The sequence below is a fragment of the Delftia sp. GW456-R20 genome, from assembly GCF_001622915.1.
Taxonomy (GTDB): Bacteria; Pseudomonadota; Gammaproteobacteria; order Burkholderiales; family Burkholderiaceae_C; genus Comamonas; species Comamonas acidovorans.
The window spans coordinates 821885-843951 of record NZ_LWCN01000005.1 but is presented as its reverse complement, the minus strand read 5'-3'; the positions used below and the strand labels follow the sequence as shown (position 1 = coordinate 843951).

Below are 22067 nucleotides of genomic sequence, written 5' to 3'. Positions count from 1 at the left end.
GCAGCCAGCGTGTCACTGGCAGGTCACTGGTAGTTGAGCGTGAAGGTGGCCCGTCCGTTGGCCAGGCCTGTGGTGACGGAGGGCTGGGTCTGGACATAGCGCGCCGTCAATGGAATCACGTGGTTGCTGGTGTTTGGGGTGATGATGCCCGCCTGCCACTGGTTGGGATTGCCGAAGTTGGCGGAGTCCTCGCCGTAGCTGATGACCTTGTCGCTGCTGCGGATCTGGATGCCGATGCCGGCAGCCCCTCCGGTCACCGTCAGCACATCGGAGCGGTTGGCGGCATCGTTGGCATCCGTGAGCGTGACGAATGGGCGCAGGGTGGAATTGGCTTCGCCCCCGGTGCAGATCAGTTCCAGATCGAATGACTGGGGCGCGGAGGTAGCGCCTATCCCGTTGAACAGTGACCTGTTGATTCGCTGCAGGTTCACGGCGATGTTGCTCGTCTTCACCCGGCAACTGGCGCCTGTGCGCACCACGGTGCTGCCGGCCGCCATCACGGACCAGATATTGCAAAGGCTATTGCAGTCAAACCGGGCGGTTGCATAGCTGCTGACGCTGAAAGTGCCCGATTGAACGGCGCCTGTCTTGATGAGTTGCATCCATATGGTTTGCTCATGTACATCATCCTTTTGCCATCCCGTGGCTCCTGAATTGTTGGATTGAGTGGTGATGGACATGGTTTTGCCATTGGGGAAATTCCTGGCTTTCCATGTGGCACGCCAACGGATTCCTATTCCGCGCAAAGATGTGGAGTAGATATCGCCGTCCAGCGTAGTGGGGTTCATGATTTGGGGCCATATTTCTGAAGATGGCCCCGAAAGCACACTGTAGGAAATGGTGTCGAGAGTGGATTTGACCATGGGCGACTCCCATAGCACTGATCCATTCATGATATTTCCTGCGGGAACGTTGATGATTTCCGGTAATTGGACGATGGATACTGCCGGGGTAAACATGCCTCCATAAATGGAGCTTACAGAAAAGCAAAGCGTTGCCGGAATGAGAAAATATCTGATTTTTTTCATATGAATGAAACCGGAAACGATGCAGGAGAGTTTGATGGGCGTGCTCCAAAGTCTATTCCTGTGATTTATGAAAATCCATAGGATCATTCTGATTTTGGCAATGCTTTTTCATGACTCCAATGCCGTGTTCCGTCCGCTTTTCCGCACAGGGCCTCGCAGGCCATCCGGCCGGCGCCGGCGCGCCAGCGGGTGGTCGCTGCTGCTGTTGGCCTCGCCGCTGCGCTCGGTCAACGATCTGCTGGAGGCGGCGCGCGCCAGGCCGGGCCGGCTCAGCTACGGCCAGGGCGGAGTAGGCGGCCTTTGCATCTGTCCTGGTCTTGCCTCACCCGGGTCGGCCTTTGCGGGCTCCGGGAATGGCGTCGATCAGGCTGCGGGTGTAGGCATGGCGGGGGGCATGCCAGATCTGCCCATGGTCGCCGCTTTCCACGATGCGGCCCTGGTGCATCACCACGACACGGTCGGCGATGTAGCGCACCACGGACAGGTCGTGAGAGATGAAGAGGTAGGAGAGGCCGAAGTCCCTTTTCAGTTCCACCAGCAGGTTCAGTATCTGTGCCTGCACCGACACGTCGAGCGCGGAAACGGGCTCGTCCAGCACCACCAGGGAGGGCCGCACCACCAGGGCGCGCGCAATGCCTATGCGCTGGCGCTGTCCGCCCGAGAATTCGTGCGGATAGCGCTCGGCCGCGCCGCGCGGCAAGCCTACGCGGTCGAGCATGGCAGCGATGCGCTGCTGCCGCCGCGCGCGCGAGGCCTCGCCATGCACGGCCAGCACTGCGTCCAGGATGTCCTGCACGCGGTGGCGCGGATTCAGCGATCCATAAGGGTCTTGGAACACCATCTGCATGCGACGCCGCCACGGCCTGAGCGCGCGGCCATGGAGCGGGACAAGGTCGGTCCCGTCCAGTGCAATGCGCCCGGACGCGGGTGTCTGCAGCCGCAGCAGCGCGCGCGACAGGGTGGACTTGCCGCAGCCGGATTCGCCCACCAGCCCCAGTGTCTCGCCCGCGCCGATATGAAAGTCCACACCGTCTACGGCGCGCAGCACGCTGGCGTCGCGCCGGATGTGCTCCACCCGCAGCGCCTGTACCTGCAGCAAGGGCACGGTGGCCTGCAGGGCCGGTTGCAGTGCATGGGCAGGCGGTGACGCGACCTGGGGAGTGAACAGCGTGAAGCGCGCCTCCTTCGTTCCCGGCTCCGAGTGGATGCGGATCTCGGGCAGCGGGCCCTGGCCGTGGTGGCGCACCTGTGTAGCCCCCGTTGCCTCGCCGTGCAGCGAGGCACCCAGCAGGCCGCGCGTATAGCTGTGGGTGGGCGTCCTGAACAGGGTGGGTGTGTCTGCCTCTTCGAGCTTGCGTCCACCATGCATCACGGCGACACGGTCCGCCCATTGGCTGACCAGGCCCAGGTCATGGGTGATGAGCAGCATGCCCATGTCCATTTCGCGGCGCAGGCTGTCCAGCAGTTCCAGGATCTGCGCCTGCACGGTCACGTCCAGCGCCGTCGTGGGTTCGTCGGCCACCAGCAGGCGGGGGCGGCAGGCGATGGCCATGGCAATCATCACCCGCTGGCGCTGGCCGCCCGACAGGTGATGGGGATGGTCGTCGATACGGCGCTGGGGCTCCGGGATGCGCACGCGCTCCAGCAGTTCGATGGCGCGGCGGCGTGCGGCTGCGGCATTCAGCCGTTCATCGGGTCCTGCGTGCAGGCGCAGCGTCTCGGTGATCTGCTCGCCGATGGTATGCACCGGGTTCAGGGACGTCATGGGCTCCTGGAAGACCATGGCGATGTCACGACCGCGTATTGCCCGCAGTTCGGCCGGCGGCAGGGCCAGGATGTCGCGGCCCTGCAGCAGGATGCGGCCGCTCACCTGGGCTCCCGGTGCCAGCAGGCGCAGCACGGCCAGGGCCGTGGTGGATTTTCCGCAGCCTGACTCGCCGACCAGGGCCAGGGTCTGGCCGCGTCGCAGTTCGAGGTCAAGGCCTCGCACGGCCTCGACAGCACCGGCGCGGCCCGGGAAAGCAATGCGCAACTGGCGTATGTCCAGCAGCGGCGGGGCTGCTGTCCGAGGGAGGGCTGTGACCATGGCGCGGGCTGTGCCTTCAGGCCAGGAAAGCCCGCACATGCTGCGCCATCACCTGCGGCTGGTCGCCCCAGATGGTGTGGCCGCACTCGCCAATCTCCACCAGTTCGGCCTGGGGAAAGGCGTCCAGCAGGCGCAGCGCATCGGGGCGGGACAGCACATGCGACTCGCTGCCGCGCAGGATGAGTACGGGCGCGCGCGTGGCGGCAATGTCGTCCGATTGGTCCACCGTGAGCGCCTCGAAGGTCTGCAGGATGGGGTCCAGTGCGTAGCGCCAGTGCAGCCGGCCGTCGTCGCCGACGCCCAGGTCGCCTTGCAGCGTGAAGCGGTGCACCTCGGGCGAGAACCGCCTGCGCTGGGGCAGGCTGTGCGAGAAGGCCAGGGCCTCGTCCCAGCCGGTGAAGCTGCGCGGGCGCGAGCGGTGCAGGGCCACGTACTGGTCTATGGCCTGTTGCGCGATGAGGCAGCTGGGATCGGACAGGACGAGGCGCTGCACGCGCTGCGGATGGCGAGCCGCAAAGGCCATGGCCACCTGGGTGCCCAGCGAGCTGCCGATGAGGCTGGCCTGCGCCAGGCCCAGCGCATCGAAGATGGCACGCAGATCGTCGGCATAGTCGGTGAGCGCATAGCCGCTGGCCGGCTTGTCGGACTGGCCGTGGCCGCGCATATCGATGGCGATCACGCGCCAGTGGGCCGAAAGGGCCGAGCCCAGCGCGCTCCAGGCCGATGCCTGCATGGACGTGCCGTGCAGGCAGACCAGGGCCGGTGCGTTGGGCTGGCCCCATTCGAGCGCATGAAAGCGCAGGCTGCCGGTGGCAATGGACAGCGGGCGCCCCTGTGTCCAGGACAGCGGCGCGGGCGCGCAGGCATCCTCGGACTCGGCGGCGGGAGCGGGTCGCGCGCGTCGCAGAGCCTCTTCGATGGCGCGGGCCGTGAACTGCGGGTTGTCGCCCCAGATCGAGTGGCCTGCATCGGGCACGTCCAGCATGTGCAGACCCCGCAGTTCGCGCTGCAGCCGCTGGACGGTGGGCGCGATGAGCACGTCGCTGTCGGCACCGCGCAGGATGGTGGTGGGCGCTTCGATGGCGCGCACGCTGTCCCACATGTCGCGCGCCGCGCAGCGCAGGGTCTCGATGGCGGCATCGCGGTCATAGCGCCATTCGAGCTGGCCATCGTCCAGCCTGCGCAGATCGCCCTGCAGCGTGCGCAGATGCACTTCGTCACTGAAGCGGCGACGCTGGGGCAGGGTGCGCGAGAAGGCCAGGGCGGCATCCATATCCGCAAACCGGCGCGGGCGTGACAAATGGGCCGAGACCATGTGCTCCGAGGCCTCGGTGGGCATCTCGAAGCTCAGGTCCAGCAGGGCCAGCGCCGCCACTTTGCGGGGATGGCGGGCCGCATACCACAGCGCCACGCGTGAGCCCAGCGACGAGCCGACCAGGCTGACGCGCTCCAGGCCAAGGCGGTCGATGAAGGCTTCCAGATCGGCGCCGTAGTGCTCCACCTGGTACTGGCCGCTGCCGGCGCGCTGCGAGTCACCATGCGAGCGCTGGTCCAGACCGATCAGCCGGTACTCGGGGCCCAGCGAGGCGGCCAGCCACGCCCAGACCCGCCCGTGCAGGGAGGTGCCGTGCAGTGCGATCACCACATGGGGGCCATCGCCCCATTGCTCGTAGTGCAGGCGCAGGCCGTTGGCGTGGATGAAGCCGTCTCCGTGGTGGTCCAGGATGCTTGAAGTCATGGTGTTTTTTCTGAAGTGGGAATGCATGGGAAATCAATCGAGCTGTATGTGCGCCTGGCGTGCCACGGCCTGCCAGGCGGCGATCTCGCGCGCCAGCATCTGGCGCACGGCGTCCGGTGCGATGAAGACGGGCGTGAAGCCCAGCCGGGCAACGCTGTCCTGGAATTCGCGGGACGCCGAAAGCTGGCGCAGCGCTGCGGTCAGTTGCTCCAGCACGGGCGCAGGCGTGGCGGCCGGGGCGAACAGGCCCAGCCAGGTTCCCCGGTCGAAGGGAATGCCCGACTCGGCCAGCGTGGGCACCTGCGCAAACGTGGGATGGCGGTCGGGGCCTGCGATGGCGATCACGCGCAGCTTGCCGGCCTGCACCTGAGGTGCGGCTGAGAAGGCATCGGGAATGGCCAGGTCCAGCAGGCCGCCGGCCAGGTCGGTGACCGCCGGTGCGGCGCCCCGATAGGGGATGTGGCGCATGCCTATGCCCAGCGCATGGGCTATCACCTCGCCCGTGAGATGGCCGAAGGTGGCCTGTCCGCCGGTGCCGAAGCTCAGCTCGCCCCGTGTTTTGGCCAGCGCCTTCAGGTCCTGCACCGTATGGACGGGGCTGGAGGCCGGCACGGCAATGACCAGGCCGCCCTGCGCGAAGACCGCGATGGGCGCCAGGTCGCGCGTGGCGCTATAGGGCAGCTGGCTGCGCACGGCGGGCTGCACCGACAGCGTGGCTGCAATGCCCAGGGCCAGCGTGTGGCCGTCGGCCGGGCTCTTGATGACGCTGTCGATGCCGATCAGGCCGCCCGCGCCGGCCTTGTTCTCCACCACAATCTTGGCCGCCAGCGGCTTGGCAAGTGCCTCTGCCAGCAGGCGACCCGTGGAGTCCACCGAGCCGCCAGCCGATGTGGGAACCACGATGCGGATGACGCCGGACGGATAGGCGGGAGCGCTGTCCCGGGCCGTGGCGTTTGCAGCGGCCAGGGCGGCCAGGGCGCCGGCCAGGGCGCGGCGCCGGGTAATGACCGAGGAAGAAAAGGTCGAGGGAGAAAAGGCCGAGGAAGAAAGGGTCGAGGAAGGAAAGGGCGATGGCGCAGATGTATGCATGGGATGTCCTGTTTTCATGGGCTGCCAGGAGGACGGGCGGCCGTGACCTCGACCTCGATGCGGTAGTCGGGGTGGAACAGCGCCGGCACCACCACGCCCGTAGATGACGGCCGTGCACTGCCCAGGTAGTGGCTGCGGATGCGGGCGTGGGTGGGCGCGTCACTGGCGTCGGTCAGGTAGGTGACCACGCGGCAGATGTGGGCGGGTGTCAGGTCCACGGCCTGCAGCGCCGTTGCGATGCGCTGCCAGACCAGCTCGGCCTGCTGCGCGAAGTCGGCGGGGATGCTGCCGTCATCGCGCCGGGGCGTCTGGCCTGAAAGAAAGACCAGTGCGCTGCCTGCGGGCGCTTCGAGGATCTGCGAGTAGCTGCCCAGAGGCTCGCCCAGGGCGGGGGGATTGGTGGTGCGAAACGCGGAGGCGGGTGGTGTGCTCATCTCGTCCTGAGGGTCCGCGCCCCATGGCGCGGCGGACTTTCAGAATAGGAGCACAAGGCCGCGCCGCCTATTCGAAAGACGGCCTCGGGTGTTGCGCAAATCGGTTCACCCGGCTTGTGGTGCGCGGGCGGCCCGCAGGTCAGGCGCGCAGGGCCTGCAATGCCTGCTGGTTCTCGGGCAGCTCTGCGGCGGCGGCATCGCGCAGCGCTTCCAGCACGGTGCGCACGGCCGGCGATGCGCCCATGTTGGCGCGCACGGCGATGACGTGGGGGCCCAGCGGATTGCTCAGCGTGATCGGCAGTATGGACAGCTGCCTGCGCTGCGCGTAGCGCTGGGCCACCGTCTTTTGCATGAAGTTGAGAAAGCCGTACTGCTCCACCAGTTGCAGGTTGGCGGCCAGCGGCGTGGACGACTCCACCACGTTGGCGGGCATGCAGCCCACGCGGCCCAGGAACAGGGCCTGCACATGGGCGTGGAATGGGCCGCTGCCGTGGGGCAGGATCCAGGGGTCGTCAATGAGCTCGGCCAGCTTCACGCTGCGCGAGCGCGCGAACCGGTGGCTGCGTCCTGCGACCAGCACATAGTCCTCGTCGAAAAGCACGGACTGCTCCAGTCCAGCGGCATCGTCCCGGTCGGTGATGTGGCGGCACAGCGCGATGTCCAGGCTGCCCTCGCGCACGCGGTCCACCAGCGGCTTCTGGGGCAATTGCTCCAGCGAAATGCGCAGATGGGGCAGGCGCTTCTTGATTTCTCCGACGGCCTTGGGAAGCAGGCCAGTGGCAGGCGGCAGCAGCGAGCCCAGGCGCACCACGCCCTGCGAACCCGAGCGCAGGGCCTGGATTTCGGCATGGGCCTGCTGCACGTCGAACAGCACGCGGCGTGCATGCTGGATGAGGGCATTGCCGTACACCGTGGGAGCCATGCCCGAATGCGAGCGCTCGAACAGCTGCACGCCAAAGGCCGACTCCAGTTCGGCCATGGCGCGAGAGGCCGCCGGCTGGGTCAGGTGTGTCTGTGCGGCCGCCTTGCGCAGCGACTGCGATGCGCCCAGGGCATCGAGCAGCACGAGCTGGCGGAACTTGAGGCGAAACGGAAGAGTGGCGATCGTGGGCGGGGCGGGAAGGGTCATGGTGCGCCTTGGAATCCATGCAAGCGGGGCTGCTGGCAGGCTGGCTGGCGACTCCGGCTTGCACCGGAGACATGTTCCCCACCTGCTGCGGGAGGGGCCATGTTGGCCGCACAGCCCCTTCGCGTGAACGAAGCGATGCGCATGAGTTTGCTCGGACCTCGCATATGTGCAGTGCCTGCCCCATGCCATGCTGCAAGCGGGTGATCGCAAAGCTGTATGGGGTGATCCCCGCGTTCGATCACGGCAAAAGGGGCATGCGCTCCTAGACTTTGCGCATGCTCCTGGCGTGGTGAATTGCCGCGCTGCCTCTTCCGTCCTTTCTTACGGCCGTTCAGCGCTTTCGTCCGCACTGCCTGCACCCGTTGCACCGGCTTGTAGCCTCGATGCCCGTGGCCGCTGACCGTCTTCCCTCGCCCTGCGATCCCTCGCCCATGCCTGCCTCCTTCCCCCTGCTGTCCCGCCTGTGCCGCCTGGCGGCCCAGGCCCTGCCGACGATGCTGGGCATCGTCATCCTCAACTTCCTGCTGCTGCAGCTGGTTCCCGGCGACGCGGCGGATGTGCTGGCCGCCGAGTCGGGCAGCGCCACGGCCGAGCTGATGGCGCAGTGGCGGGCCCGCTTCGGGCTGGACCAGGGCCTGTTCACGCAGCTGGCCCACTATCTGCTGGGGCTGGCGCGGCTGGACCTGGGCGAGTCGCTGCGCTATCAGACCCCCGTGGCCGGGCTGATCGCCTCGCGTCTGCCGGGCACCTTGCAGCTGATGCTCTCGGCCTGGGCCATTGCACTGGCCGTGGGCATGGCTGCCGGTGTGGTCATGGCCAGCTGTGCGGGGCGCTGGCCCGACCGGCTGCTGTCGGCCGGGGTGCTGGTGCTGTATTCCATGCCGGGCTTCTGGGTCGGCCTGATGGCGGTGGTGGGCTTTGCCGTGCACCTGGGCTGGTTTCCCAGCGGCGGCAGCTTTTCTGCCGGGTCAGACCTGCAGGGCTGGCCTGCCTGGACGGACCGGGCCTGGCATCTGGCGCTGCCCGCGCTGGCACTGTCCACCTTCTTCGTGGCCATCTATGCGCGGCTGACGCGCGCCGCCATGCTGGAGATGGCCGGGCAGGACTTCGTGCGCACGGCGCGCGCCAAGGGCGTGGGGCCGGTGACCGTGCAGTTGCGCCATGTGCTGCGCAATGCCCTCATTCCCGTCACCACGGTGGCTGGCCTGCACATCGGCAACCTGCTGGGCGGCTCGGTGGTGATCGAAACCGTGTTCGGCTGGCCCGGCATGGGCAGCCTGGCGCTGGAGGCCGTGATGGCGCGCGACTTCCGATTGCTGCTGGGCGTCCTGCTGCTGGCCTCGCTGGTGGTCATCGTGGCCAATGTGCTGGTCGATCTGCTGCATGCGGCCATTGACCCGCGCATGTCCGTGGCATCCAGGGCCGCCACGGCGGCGGGAGGGTAGGGCCATGCCATCGCGCATTTCCCTGTCTGCTCTGCTGGGCCTGGCCATTCTTGCGCTGTTTGTCGTCACCGCCGCGCTGGCGGGCTGGCTCTACCCGGGTGATCCGCTGGATATGGCCGGTCCTGCATTGCTGTGGCCCCTGCAGGACCCCGCCTTTGCGCTGGGAACGGATGCGCTGGGACGTGATCTGGCAGCCCAGCTCGCCCATGGTGCCCGGGCCTCGCTGCAGGTGGGGGCCTGCGCGGCCCTGGTGGGACTGTCCATAGGCACGGTGGCCGGTGCCGTGGGCGGCTACTACGGCGGCTGGGCGGACAAGGCGCTCACGCGCCTGACCGAACTCTTCCAGACCACGCCGACCTTGCTCATGGCCGTGGTCATCGTCGCCATTGCAGGCCCGTCATCGCGCACGGTGGCCTTCGCCATCGGCCTGGCGTCGTGGCCGGGCTGCGCCCGCCTGGTACGGGCCCAGTTTCGCCAGTTGCGGGAGGCCGACTTTGTGCTGGCCGCGCGCAGCCAGGGCTTTGGCGATCTGCACATCATCTGCCGCGAAATCCTGCCCAATGCGCTGGCGCCCGTCATCGTCACCGCCTCGGCGATGGTGGCCAGCGCCATCCTGCTCGAATCCGCGCTGTCCTTCCTGGGCATAGGCGACCCCGAGGTGCTCAGTTGGGGCGGCATGATAGGCGCGGGCCGCGATGCGCTGCGCACCGACTGGTACCTGAGCACATTGCCCGGCGCTGCCATCTCGGTGGTGGTGCTGGCCCTGAACCTGGTGGGCGATGCGCTCAACGACCACCTCAACCCGCGCCTGCGCGGGCGCTGACGGCGGCCCCCCAATGGATATCACCCTGCTGTCCGCCCAGGACCTGGCCCGGCGGTTCGCCGCGCGTGAACTCTCCCCCGTGGAGGTGGCGGTCGCCACCTTCGAACGCATCGAGGCGATGCAGGCGCTGGACACGCCGTTGCGCCTGTTCACCTGGACCGGGCGCGATGCCGCACTGCAGGCCGCGCACCGCGCCGAGCGTGCCTGGCGCGAGCGGCGCGACAACCATCCGCTGTGCGGCGTGCCCTTTTCCGTCAAGGACTGCCTGGCCGTGCGGGCGGCACCGCGCACCCATGGATCGGCACTGTTCGGCGGACAGCTGTGCGCACACGACGATCCGGCGGTGGCGCGGCTGCGCGCTGCTGGCGCTGTCTTCGTCGGCATGAACAACATGCCCGAGTTCGGCCACCGGCCGACCAACCAGAACGCCCACTATGGCACCGCGCTCAACCCCTGGGACGCGCGCCGCACACCGGGCGGCTCCAGCGGCGGCAGTGCGGCCAGCGTGGCCGTGGGCGCCAGCACGCTGGCACTGGGCACGGACGCGGGCGGCTCGGTGCGCGTGCCGGCCGCCTGCTGCGGCGTGCTGGGCCTGAAGGCCACGCATGGCCTGATCCCCAGTGACGATCCGCCCGACGGCTTCGGCTCCCTGGGGCAGACCGGGCCGATGGCGCGTACCGTGCATGACCTGGCCACCGTGCTGCAGACCATTGCAGGCCCCCATGCCGGTGATCCCTGGTCGCAGGCCGCGCCGCCTGCCACGGGCCTGCGTGAAGCGGCCGAGGCCGGCCGCAGCCTGCGCGCCATTCCTGGCTTGCGCCTGCGCTGGTTGCCGTTCATGGCTGGCGGTGAAGGCGCCGAAGGGCTGGACGCGGAAGTGCGCGCGCTGTGCGAGCAGGCACTGGCCAGGCTGGCCGGTGCAGGGGCGGGTGTGGAAGAGGGGCACGTGGACCTCGGCGCTTCCAGCGCCATCCTCGGGGCTGTGGCTGCGGCCGTGAACCAGCACCGCTTCGGCGACCTGCTGCGCGAGCACGCTGCCGCACTGCCTCCCACATTCCGCCAACGCCTGCAGGCCGGTGCACGGCTGGGCAGGGAGCCCTTGCTGCAGGGACTGCACGGGCGCACGGCCATGTTCCGGCAGGTGCAGGCGCTGTTCGAGCAGGCCGATGTGGTGGCCACACCCACGCTGTCGGCCCCGGCCGTGCTGGCCGAGGCCGAACCATCGGCCGATCTGATCATCGACGGACAGGCCTGGGGCCCGCTGCGCACGGCCTGGATACACCACTGTCATCCCTTCAACCTCAGCGGCCATCCTGCCCTGACCGTGCCGGTGGGCTGGACGCGCGCCGGCCTGCCCGTGGGCCTGCAACTGGTCGGCCCCTGGCATGGCGAGCTGCGGCTGCTGCAGCTGGCCGCCGCGCTGGAATGCCTGGCTCCCTGGGCGCAGCAGCGCCCGCCCTGTGTGGCCCCTGTGTGAACCCCGTGCGCATCCCTGTTTCCTTACCTGTCTGACTGGAGTGTCTATGTCTGTTGTCCACGGCATGCCGCGCCGGGGCTTTCTGGCCCTGGCCGGCCCTGGCCTGCTGTTTCCCTGGTGCGCCCGCGCCCAGGACTCTTCCTCCCTGCCCTTACCCCCGCCGGTGCGGGGCGGCACGCTCACCGTCATCGGCGCCGAGCCGCCGGCCCTGCTATCGCTGGCGAACATCACCGTGGGCACGCGTGACATCTCGGCCAAGATCACCGAAGGGCTGCTGCGCTTTGACGACCGCTTTGCGCCGCAGCCGCTGCTGGCCACGGCATGGTCGGTCTCGGCCGACGGCCGGCGCTACCGCTTCACGCTGCGCCGGAATGTGCGCTGGCACGACGGCCAGCCCTTTACCTCGGCCGACGTGGCCTTTTCCCTGCAGGAGCTGCAGCGTGTGAATCCGCGCGGGCGTGGCACGCTGGCCCAGCTGGAGCGGGTGGAGACGCCGGATGCGCACACGGCCGTGCTGCACCTGAAGGCGCCTGCGCCCTATCTGCTGCGCTCGCTGTCATCGGCCGAGTCGCCCATCGTGCCGCGCCATCTCCATGCCCAGGGCCCGGAGGCGGCAGCGCGCAACGCGGCCGCGCCCGTGGGCACGGGGCCGTTCCGTTTCAGGCAATGGGTGCGCGGCTCGCATGCCGAGCTGGAGCGCAACCCCGATTACTGGGACGTGGGACTGCCCTATCTGGACCGCCTCATCTACCGCTTTTCGGCAGATCCTGCGGCCATTGCCGCTGCGCTGGAGACGGGGGCCGCAGACTTCAGCACCTCCGTATCGCTCAACGATATCGCCCGGCTGTCAAAACATCCGCGCCTGCATGCACAGGCTCTGCCCAGTGCCTACCTGAACAACATCGCGGCCGTGGAGTTCAATCTCGGCAATCCGCATTTCTCCCATGCCCAGGTGCGCCGTGCCGTGGCCCACGCGCTCAACCTGGACTTTCTCAACAAGGCCGCTTACCAGGGCCTGGCCCAGCCGCTGGCCACGCCCGTGCCACCCGCGCTGGCGCCCTGGCATGACGCCACGCTGCGGCCCTATGCCCACGATGTGGACCGCGCCAACGCGCTGCTGGACCAGGCAGGCTTTGCCCGGGGCCAGGGCGGGCGGCGCTTCTCGGTCACGCTGGACTACTTTCCCACCGCCACGCTCAAGCTGGTGGCCGATTACGTGAAGGCGGCGCTGTCGCGGGTGGGCATCCATGTCACCGTGCGCAGCCAGGACCTGGGTGGCTTTGTGCAGCGCGTGTACAAGCAGCGCGATTTCGACTTCGAGGTCAACGGTCTGGGCGCCCTGTTCGACCCCACTGCGGGCGTGCAGCGCCTGTATGCCTCGGCCGATGCGGGCAAGGGCATTCCCTTTGTCAATGCCTCGGGCTTTCGCAATGCGCAGGCCGACGACTTGCTGGCGCAGGCCGCGCTGGAGACCGACGAGACGCGTCGCACCGCGCTGTGGCATCGCCTGCAGAAGATCGCCATGGACGAGCTGCCGCTGCTGCCCCTGGTCAGCGTGCCGCGCGGCAACGTGTGGAGCCGCCGTGTGCACGGGCTGCTGGAGGGCGTGGAGGAATCTGCCGGCAGCTTCTCCCGTGCCTGGGTGGAGCCCAAGGCGCCGTGATCCCAAACACGCATCGCGTGATCCCCAGCTTCGAATAGTCGAAACCACAGGCGCTGCCTAGACTGGATTTCAAGGGGCAGGACGTTGCGCAGGCGGCGGGTGCCGCGATCCGCTGCAACCCGCCACGGCCCACCGCAACCCCTGCCCCGGCCCGATCTTTCAACGCTTTCCAGAGCACTTTCAGTCAAAGGATTCCCGGTCCATGTACGGCAAGACATTTTTCATCGGCGTGGCCACCGCAGGCACGCTGGCCTCGGCAGTGCCGGCGTTTGCCCAGGCGGATGCAGACACCCAGGAGGCCGCAGGCGGCGGACGCTCGCAGGTCACCCTCTACGGTGCGGTGGACCTGGGCATGGAGCGCGCCAGCAATGGGCAGTCGCATGTGGGTCGGCTCAGCTCGGGGCTGCAGACGGTGTCGCGCTTCGGCTTTCGCGGCAGCGAGGACCTGGGCGGCGGGCTCAGGGCCAGCTTCCGCCTGGAATCGGCCATCAATGCCGATGAAGGCACACAGAACAATGCCTCCAAGTTCTTCGGGCGCTGGGTGCATGTGGGCCTGTCCGGGCCCTGGGGCGCCATCGACATGGGGCGCATGTGGTCGCCGACCTTCGTTGTCGGGCTGACCTCCGATCCGCTGGCACGCAACCGCACCTCGCTGGGCTGGAACATGTTCCTGCAGCAGACGGGCGCAACATCGACGGCCTTCACGCCGGGCTTTCAGGACAACTCCTTGCGCTACACCAGCCCGCGCGTGGGCGGTGTCTGGAGCGAGGCCATGGTCACGGCGGGCGAGGCCGGCAACAGCTCCGGGCGCGGCCTGGGCTTCAACCTGCAGTATGCGCAGGGCCCGGTCTATCTGGGCTACGGCTACCAGCGCAACTACAACGGTACGGCGGCGGCGCCTGTGGCCCAGCCCCGTTTCAGTGAATCGCACTTTCTGGGCGCCACCTACCGGCTGGGCGATGTCACGCTGTATGCCACCTTCAACCGCAATCTGTCGCAGTTGCCGGGGGTGCCGGCCAGCAGCAACGGCATGCTGTCGGCACGCTGGAACGTGCAGGGGCCGCACGCGCTGATCGCACAACTGGCGCAGCGGCGCGTCAGCGGTACGGACAGCCGGGCCACCGGTCTGCAACTTGGCTACAACTACGCGCTGTCCAAACGCACCACGCTCTATGCCCGCTATGCGCGCGTGAACAACGAAGGGGCTTCCGCCATCACCCTCAACGGCCTGGCCCTCGCCGGCGCAGGCGCCGATCCCTCGTTCACGGCCATCGGCGTGTCCCATCTGTTCTGAGCATCAGGCTTTCCCGGCTGCCCCTGCGCCCAGCAGGTCCCTGAACGCCTGCGCGGCGGGCGCCAGCGGCCGGCCGCGCGGGCGCACCACGCCCACGCTGCGGGCCACGGCCGGCTCCACCAGGGGAATGCCCACCAGGCCCGGGCGCATGGCCAGGCGCGGCACCACGCCCACGCCCACACCGGCCTGCACCAGGCTCAACAGGGCTGGCACATGGCGCACCTCGCAGCTCCAGCGCACGCGCGCCGCGGTGGTGCCCAGCGCCTGGTCGATCAACATGCGGTTGCCGCTGCCCGGCGCCAGCATCACGCAGTCATGCCCGTCCAGTTCAGCCCATTGCAGCCTGCGCCGGCGCGCCAGCGGGTGGTCGCTGCGGCAGGCCAGTACGAAGGGCTCCGACAGCAGGGGCTCGAAATCCAGGTCCGGCTCCTGCGTGCCCAGGTAGCTGATGCCGAAGTCGGCCTCGCCCCGGGCCACGGCCAGCAGGATGTCGGGCGCGCTCTGGTCCAGCAGCCGCACGCGGATACGCGGGAACTGCTGGTGGAAGGCACGCACGGTGCCGGCCAGGAAATGCTCCACGGCCGATGGAATGCAGGCGATGGAGACCAGGCCGTGGATGCGCTCGGACAGCTCGCCCATGCCCAGCAGCGCGCTCTCCAGTTCGGCCAGCACATGGCGTGCGCGCGGCAGGAAGCTGCGCCCCATGGCATTGAGTTCCACCTTGCGCGTGGTGCGCTCGAACAGGCGAAAGGACAGCGCCTGCTCCAGCTTGTCCACGCGGCGCGACAGCGCGGGCTGGGAAAGATGCAGCGCCTCGGCCGCCGCGCGAAAGCTGCCCAGGTCGGCAACGGAGACAAAGGCACGCAGGTCGGCCAGGTCGAAATTCATGCGCAGATCGGTTCAATCAAAAGGATTTTTGCAATTTACAGCATGAGTGCGTGCGGTAAACATTCAAGGCATGCGGTGACCGGGTCCGGTGCGCCGCTCCCGAAGACCAAGAACCGGAGACACCGATGCCCCCCTTTCTTCTGCTGCGCGCCACGCTGGCGGCCTTGTTGACCCTGCCGCTGGCCACCCTGGCCCAGCCGTCCTACCCGGCGCGCGCCATCACCCTGGTCGTTCCCTTTGCGCCCGGTGGCGGCACCGACAGCATTGCGCGCGACATCGCCAAGAACCTGGGCGAGCGCCTGGGCCAGCCCGTGGTGGTGGACAACCGGGGCGGTGCCGGTGGCGCCATTGGCGCAGCCGCCGTGGCCAAGGCGCCGGCCGATGGCTACACGCTGCTGTTCGCCACCTCCACCTTCATCACCAATGCCGCCGTGGAGGCCAAGCTGCCCTACGACCCGCTCAAGGACTTCGCGCCCGTGGCCATGATCGGCCGGGGGCCGCTGCTGCTGGTGGCCTCGCGCCAGGTGGGCGCCACCAGCGTGGCCCAACTGGTGGCGGCGGCCAGGGCGCAGCCGCAGGGGCTGAACTATTGCTCGGCCGGCAACGGCAGCATCAACCACCTGGCCGGCGAGATGTTCCGCCAGCGCGCAGGACTGGAGCTCACGCATGTGCCCTTCAAGGGCAGCGGCCCAGCCACGGTGGAGCTGCTGGCCGGCCGCGTGGACCTGTTCTTTGCCACCGTGCCCACCATCCTGGCCCAGGTGCGCGAGGGCAAGCTGCCGCTGCTGGCTGTCACCAGCGCGCGGCGCTCGCCGCTGTTTCCCGACACGCCCACGGTGGCCGAGGCAGGCCTGCCCGGCTTCGAGGTCGGCACCTGGTGGGGCGTGCTGGCGCCAGGCAAGACGCCCAAAGCCATCGTCGATGCGCTCAACCGCGCCGTCAACGAAGCCGCCGCCGCCGAACCCATGCCCGGCCGACTGGAGCACGAAGGCGCCAGCGCCGTGCGCCTGACGCCGGCCGCCTTCGGCGAGGAGCTGCGCAAGGAACTGGCGCTGTGGCGCGGCATTGCCGCCAAATCAGGGCTGCAGCACAAATGACGGCGGGGGCGCCGGCCGGTGTCCCTTCATCACACCCCTCCCCCAACACCTCTCAACACAGTCTGGAAAACGCTTCATGAAAATCATTGTTCTGCCCGGCGACGGCATCGGCCCGGAAACCATGGCGGCCACCGTGCAGGTGCTGCAGGCCGCATCCCGGCGCTTCGGCCTGGGCCTGGTGCTGGAGCACGATGTGGCCGGCCACGAAAGCCTGCGCCGCCACGGCGCTACGGTTACGCCCGCCCTGCTCGACAAGGTGCGGGCCGCCGACGGCCTGATGCTCGGCCCCATGGCCACCTACGACTTCAAGGACGAGGCCAGGGGCGAGATCAACCCCTCCAAGTTCTTCCGCAAGGAGCTGGACCTGTACGCCAACATCCGCCCCGCGCGCACCTATCCGGGCATGGAGCAGAAGGTGGGCGCGTTCGATCTGGTGGTGGTGCGCGAGAACACCGAGGGCTTTTACGCGGACCGCAACGTGGAGTCGGGCGGCAGCGAGATGCTGATCACGCCCGATGTCGTGGTCTCGCTGCGCCGCATCACGCGCCTGTGCTGCGAGCGCATCGCGCGCAGCGCCTTCGAGCTGGCCATGGCGCGCCGCCGCCACGTGAGCATCGTGCACAAGGCCAATGTGCTCAAGCTGGGCGACGGCATGTTCATCGACGTCTGCCACGAAGTGGCGCGCGACTTCCCCGAGGTGCAGGTCGATGACTTCATCGTGGACGCCATGATGGCCCACGTGGTCCGGGCGCCGCAGCGCTTCGACGTGATCGTCACGACCAACATGTTCGGCGACATCCTGTCGGACCTGACGGCCGAGCTGTCGGGCAGCCTGGGCCTGGGCGGCTCGGTGAATGCGGGCCGGGACCACGCCATGGGCCAGGCCGCACATGGCTCGGCGCCTGACATTGCGGGGCAGGACATTGCCAACCCGTTCTCGCTGATCCTGTCGGCCGGCCAGCTGCTGGGCTGGCATGGCCAGCGCCGGGGACTGCAGGCCTTCGAGGCGGCGGCGCACGCCATCGAGGAGGCCGTTGTGGCCGCCATCCAGGCGGGCGAGTGCACGCGCGACGTGGGCGGCCGCCTGGGCACGGCCGCCACGGGCGACGCCTTTGCAAGACGCCTGGGCTGAGCCCGGGGCTCAACCCCGCCTGCGCGCCGCCAGCCCCTGCACCACGGCCGCCAGCCGGTCGATTTCCTCGGTGGTGTTGTAGAAGGCCAGCGAGGGCCGCACCGTGGTCTCCACGCCGAAGCGCCGCAGGATGGGTTGCGCGCAGTGGTGGCCGGTGCGCACGGCGATGCCTTCGGCGTTGAGCGCCTCGCCCACCTCGGCCGTGGTCCAGCCCTTGAGCACGAAGGACAGCACGCTGGCCTTGTCGGCCGCCGTGCCGATCAGGCGCAGGCCGGGGATGGGCGCCAGCGCCTGCGTGCCGTACTGCAGCAGATCGTGCTCGTAGCGCGCGATGCGCTCCATGCCCAGGGCCTGCACGTAGTCGATGGCGGCGCCCAGGCCCACGGCGTCGGCAATGTTGCCGGTGCCGGCCTCGAAGGTGTTGGGCAGGGGCTGGTAGACGGTTCTCTCGAAGGTCACGTCGGCAATCATGTTGCCGCCGCCCTGCCAGGGTGGCATGTCCTCCAGCACCTCGCGCCGTCCCCAGACCACGCCGATGCCCGTGGGCCCGAAGACCTTGTGGCCCGAGAACACGAAGAAGTCCGCGCCGATGGCCTGCACGTCCACGGCCATGTGCGAGACCGACTGCGCGCCATCGACCAGGGCCCGGGCGCCCGCCTGGTGGGCCAGCTCCACGATCTGCTGCACGGGCACGACCGTGCCCAGCGCGTTGGAGACCTGGGTGACGGAGACGATCTTGGTGCGCGGGTTCAGCAGCCTGCGGTATTCATCGATGAGCACCTGGCCCGAGTCGTCCACCGGGATCACGCGGATCTTCGCGCCCTTGGCGGCCGCCAGCTGCTGCCAGGGCACGATGTTGGCGTGGTGCTCCAGGTGGGAGACGATGATCTCGTCGCCCTCGCCCACATGCTGCCAGCCCCAGCTCTTGGCCACGAGGTTGATGGCCTCGGTGGTGCCGCGCACGAAGATGACCTCGTTCACGTCGGGCGCGTTGATGAAGCGGCGCACGCGCTCGCGCGCGCCCTCGTAGGCGTCGGTGGCGCGGGCAGCGAGTTCATGGGCCGCGCGGTGGATGTTGGAGTTCTCGTGTTCGTAGAAGTGGCGGATGCGCTCGATCACCGCGCGCGGCTTGTGCGTGGTGGCCGCGTTGTCCAGCCAGGCCAGGGGCCGGCCGTTGACGCGCTCGGACAGGATGGGAAAGTCCCGGCGCACGGCATGCACGTCGAAGGGCGCCTGCACGCCGGCCGCTCCATGCCTTGCCCCGTGCGAAGCCTGCTGGCGCTGCAGCGGATGGGCCGGCGTGGTGTAGCCGGAGGGCAGCACCACGGGATCGACAAAGTAAAAGCGCGGCTCGGCCGAAGGCACGGTGGACGCTATGCCGGGCCCTTCGGTGGGCACGCCGATGCGCGGCACGGCGGGTGACGCAGGTGCAGCAGGTGCCGTGAACGGGAGCGCGGCCAGCGCATCCAGCGGATCGCCCTGGCGCTGGGGCACGCCCAGCACCTGCGATCCCAGGCGCGGCTCGTAGGCGGGCAGGGCGCTCACGACATGGTCGGGCACGCCGTTGCCGGCCTGGGCATGGGGCAGCAGCGCGGGTGCGCGGTGGGCCAGCGAGGCCAGCGGCGCGGGCGAGGCCGGCAGCAGGTTGCTGCCCGGCGCCAGGCCCTGCGGGATGGGCGTGCCCGGCACGCCGGGGCCCAGGCCTGCCGGGCTGGCCAGCGGCGAGCCGGGCGGCGCCACGTTCACGGGGGCCTGCACGCCAGCAGGCAGGCCGGGAAGACCCGGAAGACCCGGCAGGGCAGGAGCCGATCCCGGTGCGGCGGAGAACAGGGCGTTGGCCATGCGCGCCAGCGCCTCGGGGTCGAAGGGCGCCTGGGGCGCCACGGAGGTGATTGCAGACACGGTCAACGCCCGGCCTCTTTACTTGTAGGTGTCGGGATAGTCGTGGTACTTGCCGATCTCGACATCGTCGAGCACGGCCAGCGCGTCGGGCGTGAGCACGGCCAGCGAGCAGTACAGCGAGATCAGGTAGGACGCGATGGCATGGTTGTTGATGCCCATGAAGCGCACCGACAGGCCCGGGCTCTGCTCGCCCGGCAGGCCGGGCTGGTACAGGCCGACCACGCCCTGGCGCTTGTCGCCCACGCGCAGCAGCAGGATCTTGCTCTTGCCATCGGCCACGGGCACCTTGTCCGAGGGGATCAGCGGAATGCCGCGCCAGGTGATGAACTGCGAGCCGAACAGGCTGACCGTGGGTGGCGGCGTGCCGCGGCGCGTGGCCTCGCGGCCGAAGGCGGCAATGGCCAGCGGATGGGTCAGGAAGAAGGCGGGCTCCTTCCAGACCTTGGTCAGCAGCTCATCCAGGTCGTCGGGCGTGGGCGCGCCGGTCAGCGGGAAGATGCGCTGCTCGTCCGTGACCTGGGCCAGCAGGCCGTAGTCGGGGTTGTTGATGAGCTCGCTTTCCTGGTTCTCCTTGATGGTCTCGATGGTCAGGCGCAGCTGTTCCTTGATCTGGTCATGCGGGCTGCTGTAGAGGTCGGAGATGCGCGTGTGCACATCCAGGATGGTGGAGACGGCGTTGAGGAAGTACTCGCGCGGCTGCTCCTCGTAGTCCACATAGGTGCGCGGCAGCTGGTTGTCTTCCTGCTTGGCCGTGCAGGTGACCTTGATGGCCTCCGGGTTCTTGACGCGGTTGAGGCGGTAGATGCCCGCCTCCACCGGCGACCATTGCAGCAGGTGCGTCAGCCAGCGCGGGCTGATGGTCGAAAGCTGGGGAACGGTTTTGGTTGCGTTGGCCAGTTGCCGCGCGGCGTTGTCGCCTAGCGCGGTCGTGCCGCCCACTGTTGCCGACATGTGCAGACTCCGTGATCAGTTCAGGAAAAAGGGAAGGGGAAGGAGGGGAAACAGGGCCAGTGTCCCGGCCCGCGCACATGTCTTCAACATGCTATAGCCGCCAAGCGCAGGCCGCGCACCAGCTGGTCGTGGGCCACGGTCTCGCCGCGCATGACCAGGGCCGAGGGCTGCACGCCCAGCGAGACGGCCAGCTTCTCCACGGTCAGCAGCGAGGCGATGACGCGGCCGCGCTCTATCTCTCCCACGTAGGAGCGGTTCAGGTCCGAGTGCTCGGCCAGCCGCTCCTGCGACCAGCCATGGGCCTCGCGCGCCTGGCGCACGGCAATGCCGAAGCTGGTGACAAGACGGGTACTCATAGGGCCACCTCCCGGGGCTGCTGCGCGTGCTCGCGCGCATGGGCCTGGGTGACATGGGCGCCGGGCGGCACGTCCTCGGTCACCCAGACATTGCCGCCGATGACGGCGCCGCGCCCCAGCGTGACGCGGCCCAGGATGGTGGCGCCCGCGTAGATGACCACGTCGTCCTCCACCACCGGATGGCGCGCCAGGCCCTTGCGCAGGTGGCCGTGCTCGTCGGTGGGAAAGCGCTTGGCGCCCAGGGTGACGGCCTGGTACAGCCGCACGCGCTCGCCGATCACGGCGGTCTCGCCGATCACCACGCCCGTGCCGTGGTCCATGAAAAAGCCCCGCCCGATCTTCGCGCCCGGGTGGATGTCGATGCCCGTCTGCGCATGCGACAGCTCGGCCACGATGCGCGCCAGCAGAGGCTGCTCCAGCAGGTACAGCTGGTGGGCCAGGCGGTGGTGGATCATGGCCAGCACGCCCGGATAGCACAGCAGCACCTCGTCCACGCTGCGCGCGGCGGGATCGCCCTGGAAGGCGGCCAGCACATCGCTGTCGAGCAGGCGGCGGATCTGGGGCAGGGACTCGGCAAAGGCGCGTGCGATGTCCAGCGCCATGGCGTCGGCGCCCGCTGCCGAGTGGGGCGCGGACAGCCGCAGCTCCAGACGTATCTGGCCCAGCAGCGCATGCAGGGCCGAGTCCAGCTGGTGGGCCACGAAGATGTCCTCGCTTTCCTGGCGCAGGTCGTGCGGGCCCAGGCGCATGGGAAACAGGGCTGCCTTGAGCTGGTCGATGAGGGTGGAAAGCGCGTCGCGCGAGGGAAACTCGCGTGCCCCGGGCTCCTGGGTGCGGCCGTGCGCCTCGCGCCATTCGCGGCGCGCCGCATGCAGGTTCTGGGTGAGTCCGGCAATGTCGAAACTGGCCATCTGCGTGCTCCTTCAGTCTTGAATCCAGGGCAGGCCGTGGAAGCGCCAGCCGTCGTTTTTGCCGCGCTGCTGACGCGCGTCGATCTCGCCCTCGAAGCCTTCGAGCACGTTGAACACATGGGCGAACCCGGCCTGGGCCGCCACCTGGGCCGCCAGCACCGAGCGCTTGCCGCTGCGGCACAGCAGCAGGGCCACGGCCTCCTTGCCGCCGTGCGGTGCCAGGCGCGCTTCCAGCTCGCGGGCAAAGCGCGGGTTGCGCGTCAGCGCCGTGCCCGTGGCCCAGGGCACGTGCAGGGTGCCGGGCACCTGGCCGACGAACTTGCGTTCCTCGGCCGTGCGCACATCGACCAGCACGGCCTGGCCGGCCTGCACCAGCGCCCAGGCCACGGGCGGGCGCACGCCGCCTGCGTGGCCCAGCCCCTGTGCGTGGGCGTGGTCCTGTGCCTCCTGCAGCGCCTGGGGCAAGGCGGTTTCCAAAGTGAGGGCTGTCATGTCGTCGTCCTTGCGGAGAATTCGCGGGTTGGTGGCTATAGGCACCAATCTAAGAACTTCGCGGCAAGCCACCAACGAACAAGAGCGGCGTTTGATAGAAGCAAAACGTCTATGAAGGCGCCGCGTGGCGCC

The 22067-nt window shown here is 68.8% G+C and carries 19 protein-coding genes; 7 read left to right on the top strand and 12 right to left on the bottom strand.

Features of this window, described 5'->3' with window-relative positions:
- Positions 1 to 23: 23 nt before the first annotated feature.
- From A4F85_RS27665 to A4F85_RS27640, 6 genes are all read right to left on the bottom strand, one after another.
- Complete coding sequence (locus tag A4F85_RS27665; protein ID WP_231890637.1) at positions 24 to 1028, bottom strand: fimbrial protein; 1005 nt, start codon at positions 1026 to 1028, stop codon at positions 24 to 26.
- 322 nt (positions 1029 to 1350) lie between these two features.
- Positions 1351 to 3114 (bottom strand): ABC transporter ATP-binding protein, encoded by a 1764-nt coding sequence (locus tag A4F85_RS27660; protein WP_063328432.1) that lies wholly within the window; start codon positions 3112 to 3114, stop codon positions 1351 to 1353.
- Between the two features lie 16 nt (positions 3115 to 3130).
- Positions 3131 to 4852, bottom strand: a complete 1722-nt coding sequence (locus tag A4F85_RS27655) for an alpha/beta fold hydrolase (protein WP_063328431.1) — start codon at positions 4850 to 4852, stop codon at positions 3131 to 3133.
- Between the two features lie 33 nt (positions 4853 to 4885).
- Positions 4886 to 5941: a Bug family tripartite tricarboxylate transporter substrate binding protein gene (locus tag A4F85_RS27650; RefSeq protein WP_063328430.1), complete on the bottom strand. Its 1056-nt coding sequence runs from the start codon at positions 5939 to 5941 to the stop codon at positions 4886 to 4888.
- Positions 5942 to 5955: 14 nt separating this feature from the next.
- Positions 5956 to 6375 carry a RidA family protein gene (locus tag A4F85_RS27645; protein ID WP_063328429.1) on the bottom strand — a complete coding sequence of 140 codons (420 nt, stop codon included), beginning with the start codon at positions 6373 to 6375 and terminating at the stop codon, positions 5956 to 5958.
- A 139-nt stretch (positions 6376 to 6514) separates the two neighbouring features.
- On the bottom strand, positions 6515 to 7504 hold the full coding sequence (locus A4F85_RS27640; RefSeq protein ID WP_063328428.1) for a LysR family transcriptional regulator: 990 nt from the start codon (positions 7502 to 7504) through the stop codon (positions 6515 to 6517).
- Positions 7505 to 7935: 431 nt separating this feature from the next.
- Here A4F85_RS27640 and A4F85_RS27635 point away from each other — a divergent pair, with 431 nt between their 5' ends.
- The 5 genes from A4F85_RS27635 (at position 7936) to A4F85_RS27615 (ending at position 14206) form a co-directional block, all read left to right on the top strand.
- Positions 7936 to 8949, top strand: a complete 1014-nt coding sequence (locus tag A4F85_RS27635; protein WP_063328617.1) for an ABC transporter permease — start codon at positions 7936 to 7938, stop codon at positions 8947 to 8949.
- 4 nt (positions 8950 to 8953) lie between these two features.
- Positions 8954 to 9772, top strand: a complete 819-nt coding sequence (locus A4F85_RS27630) for an ABC transporter permease (RefSeq protein WP_063328427.1) — start codon at positions 8954 to 8956, stop codon at positions 9770 to 9772.
- A gap of 13 nt (positions 9773 to 9785) precedes the next feature.
- Entirely contained in the window at positions 9786 to 11249 is a 1464-nt protein-coding gene (locus A4F85_RS27625; RefSeq protein ID WP_063328426.1) for an amidase, read from the top strand.
- A gap of 46 nt (positions 11250 to 11295) precedes the next feature.
- On the top strand, positions 11296 to 12912 hold the full coding sequence (locus A4F85_RS27620) for an ABC transporter substrate-binding protein (RefSeq protein WP_192368331.1): 1617 nt from the start codon (positions 11296 to 11298) through the stop codon (positions 12910 to 12912).
- Between the two features lie 202 nt (positions 12913 to 13114).
- Positions 13115 to 14206 carry a porin gene (locus A4F85_RS27615; RefSeq protein WP_063328424.1) on the top strand — a complete coding sequence of 364 codons (1092 nt, stop codon included), beginning with the start codon at positions 13115 to 13117 and terminating at the stop codon, positions 14204 to 14206.
- Positions 14207 to 14209: 3 nt separating this feature from the next.
- Here A4F85_RS27615 and A4F85_RS27610 read toward each other — a convergent pair whose 3' ends face one another.
- Positions 14210 to 15094, bottom strand: coding sequence for a LysR family transcriptional regulator (locus A4F85_RS27610; protein WP_063328423.1), 885 nt, complete (start codon positions 15092 to 15094; stop codon positions 14210 to 14212).
- A 125-nt stretch (positions 15095 to 15219) separates the two neighbouring features.
- On the opposite strand from A4F85_RS27610, the gene A4F85_RS27605 reads away from it, so the two are divergent.
- A complete protein-coding gene (locus tag A4F85_RS27605) occupies positions 15220 to 16191 on the top strand; it encodes a tripartite tricarboxylate transporter substrate binding protein (RefSeq protein WP_063328422.1) in 972 nt (323 codons plus the stop codon).
- A 76-nt stretch (positions 16192 to 16267) separates the two neighbouring features.
- Positions 16268 to 17323 (top strand): isocitrate/isopropylmalate dehydrogenase family protein, encoded by a 1056-nt coding sequence (locus tag A4F85_RS27600; protein WP_063328421.1) that lies wholly within the window; start codon positions 16268 to 16270, stop codon positions 17321 to 17323.
- Positions 17324 to 17332: 9 nt separating this feature from the next.
- Here A4F85_RS27600 and A4F85_RS27595 read toward each other — a convergent pair whose 3' ends face one another.
- The 5 genes from A4F85_RS27595 to A4F85_RS27575 all read right to left on the bottom strand — a co-directional run bounded on the left by A4F85_RS27595 (position 17333) and on the right by A4F85_RS27575 (position 21935).
- Positions 17333 to 19231: a family 2A encapsulin nanocompartment cargo protein cysteine desulfurase gene (locus tag A4F85_RS27595; protein ID WP_063328420.1), complete on the bottom strand. Its 1899-nt coding sequence runs from the start codon at positions 19229 to 19231 to the stop codon at positions 17333 to 17335.
- Between the two features lie 12 nt (positions 19232 to 19243).
- Positions 19244 to 20176 carry a family 2A encapsulin nanocompartment shell protein gene (locus tag A4F85_RS27590; RefSeq protein WP_013800566.1) on the bottom strand — a complete coding sequence of 311 codons (933 nt, stop codon included), beginning with the start codon at positions 20174 to 20176 and terminating at the stop codon, positions 19244 to 19246.
- Between the two features lie 83 nt (positions 20177 to 20259).
- Positions 20260 to 20532, bottom strand: a complete 273-nt coding sequence (locus A4F85_RS27585; protein ID WP_012207587.1) for a helix-turn-helix domain-containing protein — start codon at positions 20530 to 20532, stop codon at positions 20260 to 20262.
- On the bottom strand, positions 20529 to 21443 hold the full coding sequence (gene epsC, locus A4F85_RS27580; RefSeq protein WP_016450784.1) for a serine O-acetyltransferase EpsC: 915 nt from the start codon (positions 21441 to 21443) through the stop codon (positions 20529 to 20531). Before epsC ends, A4F85_RS27585 begins: the two co-directional genes overlap by 4 nt.
- 12 nt (positions 21444 to 21455) lie before the next feature.
- Complete coding sequence (locus A4F85_RS27575; RefSeq protein WP_063328419.1) at positions 21456 to 21935, bottom strand: rhodanese-like domain-containing protein; 480 nt, start codon at positions 21933 to 21935, stop codon at positions 21456 to 21458.
- Positions 21936 to 22067: the final 132 nt, after the last annotated feature.